A 10,544-nucleotide genomic window follows, 5' to 3' on the forward strand; every position below is an offset into this window, starting at 1 on the left:
CAGTTCTGGCATCGCGGGTCCTTGTGCCGACGCAAACGAAAACGCCCCCGGGACTTGCGTTCCGAGGGCGTCGTCAGGCCTCGGAGATCGGGGTGGCCGATCTCCGCAGGGCGGGTATCAGGCCGTTGTCAGCTGGACTTCCTTGCCGAACGCGCGCGCCAGCACGTCCATGCGCAGGCATGGCAGCAGTTTGGCGATGGCGACGGAATGCGCGTTCAAGGGAAGTTTCCAGTGGTTGTTGAAACGAGGTGCGCACGATAAACCACGATTTAGTCGTGCGCAACCATTTTGTTCAATTATTTTCTTCGGTGCGCGTGTCATGTCGGCCAGCGGCCGGCACTACCGTGTCTCAAGCTTCCGTGCTGGCGGCATCCAGCTGCGCGACATCCTGCACGCTCAGCGACACGTTGGCCGCCGCCAGCAGATCGTGCAACTGCTCGACGCTGGTGGCGCTGACGATCGGCGCAGTGATCGACGGTCGTGCGATCTGCCATGCCAATGCGATCTGCGCGGTACTGGCGCTGTGCTTGCTGGCCACGTCATCCAGTGCCTGCAGGATGCGCAGGCCACGCGGGTTCAGATAGCGCTTCACCACGGTCTCGCCACGCGCCGGGCTCTTGGCCGCATCGGCCGGCGTGCGGTATTTGCCGCTGAGGAAGCCACTGGCCAGCGCGTAGTAGCCGATCACGCCGATCTGCTCGCGCTGCACCAGCGGTTCCAGTTCGGTCTCGTAGCCGGCGCGGTCGTACAGGTTGTATTCGGGCTGCAGGGTTTCGTAACGCGGCAGCTTGTAGTCGGTGGACACCTTCAGCGCATCGGCCAGGCGCGTGGCGCTGTAGTTGGAGGCACCGATCGCACGTACCTTGCCGGCTTCGATCAGGCGGCCGAACGCGGCCAGGGTCGCTTCCAGCGGCGTCGACTCGTCATCCTCGTGGGCCTGGTACAGATCGATCACGTCGGTCTGCAGGCGGCGCAGCGAATCCTCGACCGCCGCATTGATGTTGTCCGGGGTCAGGCCGGGGCGCTCGGCCCACTTGGCCACCTTGGTCGCCAGCACCACCTTGTCGCGCTTGCCGCTGCGGGCAAACCACTTGCCGATCAGCGTTTCCGATTCGCCGCCGGCATTGCCCGGGACCCAGGCCGAATACACATCGGCGGTGTCGACCAGGTTGAAGCCGGCGTCGACGAAGGCATCGAGCAGGGCGAAGCTGGCCTTTTCATCGGCGCTCCAGCCGAACACATTGCCACCGAAGGCGAGCGGACGTACATGCAGGCCGGAACGGCCCAGTTCGCGGGTTGCCGTCATGGGCACGGACTCCTTGGGGGAAGTGCTCCAGAATAGAACGCGTTGTGTGACCGTGCTGCGGCGGCAACCACAAAACAGTGTTCCGCGATGCGTACGCAGCTAACGTTTTGTGAACACCTGGGACGCCGCGGCTGCTAGTCTCGCCGCATCTTCCGCTGGAGTCGCCCTGATGATTGCTGCCTCTTCCCTGCGTGGTTGCCGCCTGCTGCTTGCTTCGGCCCTGCTTGCCGCTGTTCCCACGTTCGCCGCACCGGCCACGGTGGCGCCGGCGAAGATCCAGGTGTCACCGGCCATCGATGCGGCGGTGAAGGCGTCGACCCGTGATGCCAACAACGTCAAGCGCGATGGCTATCGTCATCCGGCGCAGACGCTGTCGTTCTTCAAGGTGGCGCCGGAAAAGACCGTCATCGAGATCACCCCGGGCAACGGCTGGTACTCGGAGATCCTGGCGCCGTTGCTGCGTGACAAGGGCCATTACGTCGCTGCCGTGGTCGACCCGATGGCTGTTGCCGAAGGCCGCGGCCGTGACTACCAGCAGCGCAGCCGCGACAGCCTGGAAAAGAAGTACGCCGGTGCACCGGCACAGTTCGGCAAGACCGCCGTGGTCGCCTACGATCCGGCCAAGCCGGTGTTCGGCCCGGCCGGTTCAGCTGACGTGGTGCTGACCTTCCGCAACGTGCACAACTGGCGCAAGGCCGGCCAGGCGCAGGGCATGTTCCAGGGCTTCTTCAACGTGCTCAAGCCGGGTGGCGTGCTCGGAGTGGTCGAGCATCGCGCCAGGGCCGATGTGGCCGACGACGATGACACCGGCTATGTCGGCCAGCAGCAGGTGATCGCGATGGCCGAGGCTGCCGGCTTCAAGCTGGACGCGCGCAGCGAGGTCAACGCCAACCCGCGTGACACCAAGGACCACCCGAACGGCGTGTGGACGCTGCCGCCGACCAACCAGCACGACAAGGCCGATGATGCGAAGTACCAGGCAATCGGCGAAAGCGACCGCATGACCCTGCGCTTCATCAAGCCGTAAGGGCTGGTGCCGGGCTGGCGCAAGTTGACTCTGTGGAGCCGAGCCCATGCTCGGCTCATCGCGCGTAGTGCGGCGCATGGCTGGTCCCAAGGCCGGCCATGCGTCGGAATTCAATCGTATGCAAGGACATGGACTGTTGAAGAAGGTTCTATACATCGCCGTTGCGGTGCTGGTGCTGACGCGGCTGATCGATTTCATGTTCTACGGCGGTCACACCCATGACCTGGTCGGGGCTGTTGGTTTTGCAGTGCTGTTCGCCGGCATCCTGCTGGATGAACGTGCACGCAGCGCAAGTCAGCCACCAGCTCGCCTGCGGCGCCGGGCCAATGTCATAGCGGCGTGCGGTATCGCACTGGTGCTGGGCTCGTTCCTGCTGGAGTGGAAGGTCCTCGGCTGAGCCTGCCGTAATCGCGGCGGCAGGAAAGAGCAGCCGAGCATGGGCTATGCCGGCCGTCCTGACTGGCACCCTTCGTGCCCTCGCGCGCGACGTTGGCAGCGGCTCCTGCTGCTGCCTTCGGCTCTACAGCTGAGTGGCGCGTGGCGCGGCGTGGGACAATGCCCCACCCGCCACCCGCCGTGCCCGCAATGCTGATTGCCTTCAACAAGCCGTTCAACGTGCTCTGCCAGTTCACCGACCGCAGCGTGCCGCCGCGACCGACGCTGGCCGGGTTCGGCCTGCCGCCGCGCGTGTATGCCGCCGGGCGCCTGGACCATGACAGCGAAGGGCTGCTGCTGTTGACCGACAACGGCACGCTGGCGCACAAACTGACCGACCCGAAGCACAAGGCCGACAAGACCTACTGGGTGCAGGTGGAAGGCATGCCCAGCGACGAACAGCTGCAGCAGCTGCGTACGGGCGTGGTGCTCAATGACGGGCCGACCCTACCGGCGAAGATCGAGCGCCTCGATCCGGCGCCATCGCTGTGGACGCGTGATCCGCCGGTTCGCTTCCGCAAGACCGTACCCGACAGCTGGCTGGCGATCACGATCCGCGAGGGCCGCAACCGGCAGGTGCGGCGGATGACCGCGGCGGTGAACCTGCCGACGCTGCGGCTGGTACGCGCGTCGATGGGGCCGTACCGGCTGGACGACCTGCAGCCGGGGCAGTGGCGGCAGATCGGCTGATGCAGAAAGGGCCGGGTACTTTCCGGTACCCGGCCCTCTCGTAGCTGGTGGGGTCAGATCCCTTCCGCAGGAAGAGCTCTGACCCCCGCAGACTCAGGCATCGCTGCCGATGTCGCTGTGCTCGTCGACCACGGTGTCATTGCGGCGGTCGCGCGCATTGATGCGCTGGGCCTGGCCGTTCACCACATGGCCCTGCGCGGCCTTCTTCTTCTGCTGCTTGCGGTATAGCGCATAGCCAAGCAGGCCGACGCCAACGGCTGCGGCAGCCACGGCGACTGCCGGGTTGCGGCGCGCGAACCTGGTCGCGGCCTTGCCGCCAGTCTTCACCGCGCCAATGGCGGCACCGGTCTTGATCCAGTCGGCACTGCGCAGGCTGCCACCGGCGCTCTTGAGGCCGTCGCCGGCGGTGTGGGCCAGCTCCAGGGCGCGCTCCAAAGCGCGGTCGGTGATTACGGTCAGCTTGCTCATGCGGGGGGTCCTTTGCCTCGGGTCGAAGTCCAGTGTCGCGCGTTGCCCGTAAACGGTATGTCAGTCGGGGTCGCACGTGGTGTGACTCTACCGCAGCCATTCAGGATCAGGCAGGGTGGGGTTGGAGCGCTTTCCCTGGAGACGGGGTCAGAGCCCTTTGCGCTGCAAAGGGATCCGACCCCAGCAATCAGGTGCCGCGCGGCTTGGCCCGATGGGTGGCCGTCGCCGTCCACGGATCATCCGGCCACGGATGGCGCGGGTAGCGGCCCTTCATTTCCTTCTTCACCTCGGCGTAGGTGTTTTCCCAGAAGTTGCGCAGATCCTGGGTGACCTGCAACGGCCGCCCGCCGGGCGACAGCAGGTGCAGGGTGAGCGGCACGCGGCCATCGGCAATGCGCGGGGTGTCGGCCAGGCCGAACAGTTCCTGCAGTTTCACCGCCAGCACCGGCTGCAGCGGTTCGCCGCTCTCGCTGTCCAGCGCATAGGTGATTGGCCGCTCCAGTCCGGACGGCACGGTGATGCGGGTGGGCGCATGACGTTCGACCAGCTGCCGCTGCGACCATTCCAGCGGCGACTTCAGCGCCTCGCCGAAGCTGGCTTCGTCCAGCGCATCCAACCGTGTCTTGCCGGCGAACGCAGGCTGCAGCCACTGCGCACGGTTGGCCAGCAGGGCCACATCGCTGCAGTCAGGCAGATCCAGTTCCGGCATCCAGCGCCGCAGCGACTCCACCCGCGCCTGCCATTGGCGCAGGCCTTCGGTCCACGGCAACGCCTGCAGGCCGAGTTCGGCCACCGCGTCGGTCAGCGCCTGCGCGGCGTGCTGTGGATCAACCCGGCCGGCCGAGCGGCTGTCCAGCACGATGCGGTCGAAACGGGTTTCACGCAGCGCGACGAGCGCGCGACGCTCGCTGTCCCAGCGCACCACATCCTCGCTGACGAAGCGTTCCGGCCACGACTTGCGCAGCTGGCCTTCGTCCACCGGTGCTGCACGCAGCAGCAGGGCGTCGCGTGCCTCGAAGCGCAGTTCACTGGCCACAAGCCACGGCTCGCCGCGCAGGTCACTCAATTCGTGCAGGCGCGTGCTGCGGCCATTGGCCAGCAGGTAGCGCAGTGGGTCGCTGGGGTGCTGGAAACCGATGCGGTCGGGGAAGGCGTGTGCGAGCAGGTCACCGAGTTCATGGGCTTCGATGCTGGCCGGCGGTGCGGCATCGCAGCGCAGGCGACGTCGCCACTGTTTGGCGGCGGCATCAATCGCGGCCAGACCGCTGCGGTTGGCGTCGCCCGGTGCGCGGCCATTGCGGAACGCCGCCAGCGCACGCCAGCGCGCCGCCAGCGCGTCACCGCCCTGGCGCAGCGGATCGCGCGCCTCCAGTAAGGCGGCCAGGTCGGCGGCCAGGGCTTGCGCACGTGCATCGGGCGCCGCCAGCAGCATCGCCGCCATCCGCGGATGCGTACCCAGCGCCAGCACGCGCCGGCCGAGTGCGGTGATCGCGCCGCTGCTGGACAGCGCGCCGAGCCGCTGCAGCAGTTCGCGTGCCGCGCCCATCGGGCCCGCCGGTGGCGGATCGAGGAATCGCAGGTCGCTGCTGCCCCAGGCCGCCAGTTCCAGCGCCAGCCCGGCCAGTTCCACCTGATCGATCTCGGCGCGACGCTGTGGTTCCAGCCGCTGCGACTGCGGCCACAGCCGCCACGCCACGCCCTCGGCGACACGGCCGGCGCGGCCCGCGCGCTGGTCGGCCGATGCCTGCGCGATGGCCACCACGTCCAGCCGGGTGAAGCCGCTGTTGGGGTCGTAGCGCGGCTCGCGTGCCTGGCCGCTGTCGATCACCACGCGCACGCCTGGCAGCGTTACCGAGGACTCGGCGACGTTGGTGGCCAGCACCACGCGGCGGCGGCCATCACTGGACGCCTGCAACACCCGCGCCTGCTGTTCCACTGGCAGCTCACCGTGCAGAGCCAGCACTTCCACGCCGGCATCCAGCGATTCCTGCAGCCCGGCCTGCACCCGCGCGATCTCGCGCTGGCCGGGCAGGAATACCAGCAGGTCACCCGGGTGCTCGGCCAATGCCTGTTGCACCGCGCGGCGCACCTGCAGTTCCAGCGCTTCATCGCGGCGCGCCGGGAAGTGACTGACCGCCACCGGGTAGCTGCGGCCTTCGCTGCTCAGGCGCGGCGCATCAAGGAAGCGGGCAAGGCGCTCGCCATCCAGCGTGGCCGACATCACCACCAGGCGCAGGTCCTCGCGTAGCTGCGCCTGCACGTCCAGCGCCAGGGCCAGGCCGAGGTCGCCACTGAGGTGGCGTTCGTGGAATTCATCGAACAGGATCGCGCCGACCGTTTCCAGCATCGGGTCGTCCTGCAGCATGCGGGTCAGGATGCCCTCGGTGACGACTTCAATCCGCGTACGCGCGGAGACCTTGTTCTCGAAGCGGATGCGGTAACCGACGGTGCCGCCCACCTCTTCGCCCAGCTGCCGCGCCATGAACAGTGCGGCGCTGCGCGCTGCCACCCGGCGCGGTTCCAGCATGATGATCTTCCGGTCCTGCAGCCACGGCGCATCGAGCAGGGCCAGTGGCACCTGGGTGGTCTTGCCGGCGCCGGGCGGGGCCTCCAGCACCAGCCGCGGGTGTGTGGCCAGGTGCTGCTGGATCTGCGGCAACAGCGGGGAAATCGGGAAGAGCGGGGCGTTCATGTGTAAAGGATAAAGGGCCACGGCAGCCGCAGGTACAATGCGCGGGCACTTTTCCCCCGCGATGACCATGCAACTGATCGATATCGGCGCCAACCTGACCCACGACTCCTTCGACCGTGACCGCGATGCCGTGCTGGACCGCGCACGGCAGGCCGGCGTGGTGCAGATGGTCATCACCGGCGCCAGCCGCGAGCACTCGCCGCTGGCCGTGCAACTGGCGCAGCAGCACCCCGGCTTCCTGTACGCCACCGCGGGCGTGCACCCGCATCACGCGGTGGAATACACCGAGGAATGCGATGCCGAGATGCGCGCGCTGCATGCTCACCCGGAGGTGGTAGCAGTGGGCGAGTGCGGGCTGGACTACTTCCGTGACTTCTCGCCGCGCCCGGCCCAGCACCGTGCATTCGAGCGCCAGCTGCAGCTGGCCGCGGACAATGGCAAGCCGCTGTTCCTGCACCAGCGCGACGCGCATGCTGACTTCATGGCACAGATGAAGAACTTCGAGGGTCGCATCGGCCCTGCGGTGGTGCACTGCTTCACCGGCGAACGCGACGAGCTGTTCGACTACCTGGACCAGGATTGGTACATCGGCATTACCGGCTGGTTGTGCGACGAACGCCGTGGCGCGCACCTGCGCGAACTGGTGAAGAACATCCCGGCCAACAGGTTGATGATCGAGACCGACGCACCGTACCTGCTGCCGCGCACGTTGAAGCCGATGCCGAAGGACCGTCGCAACGAACCGATGTTCCTCTCGCACATCGTGGAAGAGCTGGCGCGCGACCGGGGCGAAGACGTGGCGGTGACGGCGGCCAATGCGACTGCAGCGACGCGTGCGTTCTTCCGCCTGCCCGACGCGGCTTGATTCCCTTCGTCGCGGCGACCCTGCGTCGTAGAGTCGAGCAAGCTCGACTCTACGGAAGCGGTGGTAGCGCTGGGCCATGCCCAGCGAGCGCAGCGACCAGATCTTCCAATCCTTCCCGATACGTCGGGAACCTCGGCTCCCACCCCAGCGCTTCACGCGTGCCGCGACTGTCGATGCGCTTGTTGCTCTCGTAGAAGCGTCGCAGCGTCGGGCTCAGTGCAGGGTCGTCCCATGCCACTGCAGGTGGCATCGCAAAGCCGCCCAGCTGCGCGGCGAAGGCCAGTACCTCCTGCGACGGTGCCGGCTCGTCATCGGCCGGCAGATACAGCCCATCCACGCACGGCCGCCGCATCGATGCGATAACGACCGTTGCCAGGTCGTCCACGTGCAGCCGGTTGAATACCAGCCCAGGACGCACTACGTGGCGCGCACGTCCCTGTGCCAGCTGCAGCAGCGCATTGCGCCCCGGCCCGTACAGGCCGGGCAGGCGGAACACTGCCGATGCGATGCCGCGTTCTTCAGGAAGCGCACGCCATTGCGCTTCGGCCCGCAGGCGCATCACGCCGGCTGCTTCAGTGGCATCGACTGCACTGCGCTCGTCGACCCAGCCGCCGGCCCGATCGGCATATACCGACGTGGACGACAGATAGCCCACCCAGCGCAATGCCGGGCTGGCCTGCAGCGCGGGCAGCAACAGACGCAGTGCCGGGTCACCCTCGGCATCGGGCGGCACGCTGCATAGCACGGCCTCGGCCTGCGCGATCTCATCGAGCAGGGCCGTCGATGGCGTGGCGTCGGCGCGTAGCTGATGGCGCAGCAGGCCATCGTGCGGTGCCGACGCCGGGTCGCGCACCGTGCCGACCACGTGTACGCCCAGCACCCGCAGATGCGTGGCCAGCACGCACCCGCTCCAGCCCATGCCGAGGATCAACACCCGCGCGGGCAGGGCGTTGGCCTGCGTCGTATCGCTCACGCGCCGCGCAGTGCCTGGTAGGCCTGCAGGCTGCTGTAGGCGACCTGCAGCAGCAGGCCTTCCTGGTCGGCCTTGCGCGCACGCGCCAGCATGTCGCCGACAATCTGCGCGGCCTCCACCTGCTGGCCGGCCTCCAGATCGCGCAGCATCGAGGCCTTCAACGCTGAACCGGCCTGGGTCAGGGTCCCGCGCGCGGTGTCCTGCGCGGCAACGGGAATCGGCTCACCGGCAGCTTCGGCCACGGCCAGGCATTCGTCGTACAGGCCGCGCACGATCGCTTCGCCATCATCGGTGGCGACGATGGTTCCGATATCCGCACGCAGCAGGCAGGTAGCGGCGGCCAGCGCAGTCAGGAAGGTGTACTTGATCCACTGCTCCTGCCCAATGTGTTCGCTGGCCAGGTGGTCCAGGTTGGCCTGCGCACAGGCGGCGGCGAAGGCGCGCACGCGCGTGGAGATCACACCGCCGTCGCGCTCGCCGAAGGTGAGCTTGGCCGGCTTGCCCAGATGCAGCACGGCGCCGTCGGGTGCCTTGGTGGCGCTGATGAAGCACAGGCCACCGAGCACCGCTTCGCGGCCGAAGCGCGCATCGAGCGCGTTGTAGTGATGCAGGCCGTTGAGGATCGGCAGTACGGTGGTGTTCGCACCGACTGCCGGCGCGATAGCATCGATCGAGCTGTCCAGGTCGTAGGCCTTGCAGCTGAGGATGACCAGGTCGAACGGCTTCTGTGCGGCAAGCGCGGGCAGGGCATCGGCGGTGACGTGCTGTACCGGGAAGCTGGCATCGCCGAGCGGGCTACGGATGACCAGGCCGTCACGGTCCAGCTGGGCGGCGCGTGCGGGGCGCACGAGGAAGGTCACGTCCACGCCGGCCTGGGCCAGGCGACCACCGAAGTAACCGCCGGTACCGCCGGCGCCAAGGATCAGGATGCGCATTGCACGTTCACCGTTTTCTGGGGAATCAGGAGTGCGATTGTGCCGGAGATTGCGGCCAGCTGCGGTGCCCCTCGTGGTGGTTCGCAGAAAGCACTGTTCATTGGGGTTGGTTGGGCGCGGCCACCACGGGAAGCAGATCAAGAGCGGAAGCGGGTCGCTCGCTGCGCGAGCTCGTGTAGAGCGGTGCTCAGGGCAGCTGTTCGCTGAAGTCTTCGGTGTAACCCAATAGAAGCGTGGTGCGGTTGGCCAGCGTTGCAGCCAGTTCTGACCACGTGCCGTGCGTTCCGGCCGCGTAGACGCGCTGCAGGTCCGCGACCAACGCGCTCGCCTCTGCAGGCGACGGTGCACTGTTGCGCTGGAAGCCGAGCCACGATGCGCCGAGTCCGAACAGGCGGTAGTCGTAGTGCTCCTGCAGATGTCGTATGAGGGCGTGGTTCTGGAAGATGTCCCAGTCCGCGCTGAAGTAGCCGTTGGGCAGGGCGGCGATCAGCAGGTCATCACGGGTCACGGGCACCTGCTGCACGCAGACCACGTCATCGATGATGAGATCCGGTGTCGCATTGGCAGCGACCAGCGCCTCGGTGTCCTCGTTGCTGCACATCAACGTGCCGGCCAGCGCTGTCCACTCCAACCGATGCGTGGAATGCTCAAGCTGCGCGACCACATGCGCCAGCAACCGCTCGCGTGCCGCCAACGCATCTTCCGGCGTTGCCGGGTCTTCGTCCTCGTACAGCGCGATGCGCTCGTCATCGGACGCATGCATGCTGGTGTAGCGGCACTGGCCGACATCGTCGAGCGTGCACAGGTAGCGATGGCGGGGATCGGCCATGTGCAGCGAGGCCAGGCAATCCAGCACCTCATCCAGCGTGGGCGAATCGCTCAGCAGGACATGGCTGAAGGCATCGATCAGACCCTCCGATACGGCCTTGTCCAACGGAATGGAAATGATCTTCATCGCCACAGCCTAGCCGCAATCCGAAACGAAAAGAGCCAAGCATCGGCTTGGCTCTACAGGGAACGCTTCATCCACGCATGGCGTGGATCTACCGTGTCGACCAAGGTCGACACCCACCAACAGCAGCGGGAACCTGTCGAGGGCGGGGTGGGGCCGGTTGCGGGGGCGTGAGCCGCCTGGGTGCGGGGCACCAGCCTA

General features: G+C 67.2%; 10 protein-coding genes. 4 read left to right on the top strand and 6 right to left on the bottom strand.

Annotated features, from left to right (window positions below):
* Positions 1-349 precede the first annotated feature (349 nt).
* Positions 350-1,306, bottom strand: coding sequence for an aldo/keto reductase (locus DI041_RS15930; RefSeq protein WP_136639708.1), 957 nt, complete (start codon positions 1,304-1,306; stop codon positions 350-352).
* Between the two features lie 169 nt (positions 1,307-1,475).
* Here DI041_RS15930 and DI041_RS15935 point away from each other — a divergent pair, with 169 nt between their 5' ends.
* The 3 genes from DI041_RS15935 to DI041_RS15945 all read left to right on the top strand — a co-directional run bounded on the left by DI041_RS15935 (position 1,476) and on the right by DI041_RS15945 (position 3,458).
* Complete coding sequence (locus tag DI041_RS15935) at positions 1,476-2,333, top strand: class I SAM-dependent methyltransferase (protein ID WP_136639709.1); 858 nt, start codon at positions 1,476-1,478, stop codon at positions 2,331-2,333.
* 76 nt (positions 2,334-2,409) lie between these two features.
* Positions 2,410-2,730: a hypothetical protein gene (locus tag DI041_RS15940; RefSeq protein WP_248298505.1), complete on the top strand. Its 321-nt coding sequence runs from the start codon at positions 2,410-2,412 to the stop codon at positions 2,728-2,730.
* Positions 2,731-2,918: 188 nt separating this feature from the next.
* A complete protein-coding gene (locus tag DI041_RS15945) occupies positions 2,919-3,458 on the top strand; it encodes a pseudouridine synthase (RefSeq protein WP_046983506.1) in 540 nt (179 codons plus the stop codon).
* 93 nt (positions 3,459-3,551) lie between these two features.
* Here the strand turns inward: DI041_RS15945 and DI041_RS15950 are convergent, their stop codons facing one another.
* On the bottom strand, positions 3,552-3,926 hold the full coding sequence (locus tag DI041_RS15950; RefSeq protein WP_006401326.1) for a hypothetical protein: 375 nt from the start codon (positions 3,924-3,926) through the stop codon (positions 3,552-3,554).
* Between the two features lie 187 nt (positions 3,927-4,113).
* The gene (gene hrpB / locus DI041_RS15955) at positions 4,114-6,618 is read right to left on the bottom strand and encodes an ATP-dependent helicase HrpB (protein WP_136639710.1); all 2,505 of its coding nucleotides are present in this window, start codon (positions 6,616-6,618) and stop codon (positions 4,114-4,116) included.
* Positions 6,619-6,685: 67 nt separating this feature from the next.
* Here hrpB and DI041_RS15960 point away from each other — a divergent pair, with 67 nt between their 5' ends.
* Positions 6,686-7,483: a TatD family hydrolase gene (locus DI041_RS15960; RefSeq protein WP_136639711.1), complete on the top strand. Its 798-nt coding sequence runs from the start codon at positions 6,686-6,688 to the stop codon at positions 7,481-7,483.
* 49 nt (positions 7,484-7,532) lie between these two features.
* Here the strand turns inward: DI041_RS15960 and DI041_RS15965 are convergent, their stop codons facing one another.
* From DI041_RS15965 to DI041_RS15975, 3 genes are all read right to left on the bottom strand, one after another.
* Positions 7,533-8,402 (bottom strand): Rossmann-fold NAD(P)-binding domain-containing protein, encoded by an 870-nt coding sequence (locus tag DI041_RS15965; RefSeq protein ID WP_211195221.1) that lies wholly within the window; start codon positions 8,400-8,402, stop codon positions 7,533-7,535.
* 50 nt (positions 8,403-8,452) lie between these two features.
* Positions 8,453-9,391 carry a 2-dehydropantoate 2-reductase gene (gene panE, locus DI041_RS15970; RefSeq protein WP_136639713.1) on the bottom strand — a complete coding sequence of 313 codons (939 nt, stop codon included), beginning with the start codon at positions 9,389-9,391 and terminating at the stop codon, positions 8,453-8,455.
* A gap of 187 nt (positions 9,392-9,578) precedes the next feature.
* Positions 9,579-10,346, bottom strand: a complete 768-nt coding sequence (locus tag DI041_RS15975; RefSeq protein ID WP_136639714.1) for a hypothetical protein — start codon at positions 10,344-10,346, stop codon at positions 9,579-9,581.
* Positions 10,347-10,544: the final 198 nt, after the last annotated feature.

It is taken from the genome of Stenotrophomonas maltophilia, from assembly GCF_004920835.1.
Classification (GTDB): domain Bacteria; phylum Pseudomonadota; class Gammaproteobacteria; order Xanthomonadales; family Xanthomonadaceae; genus Stenotrophomonas; species Stenotrophomonas maltophilia_AQ.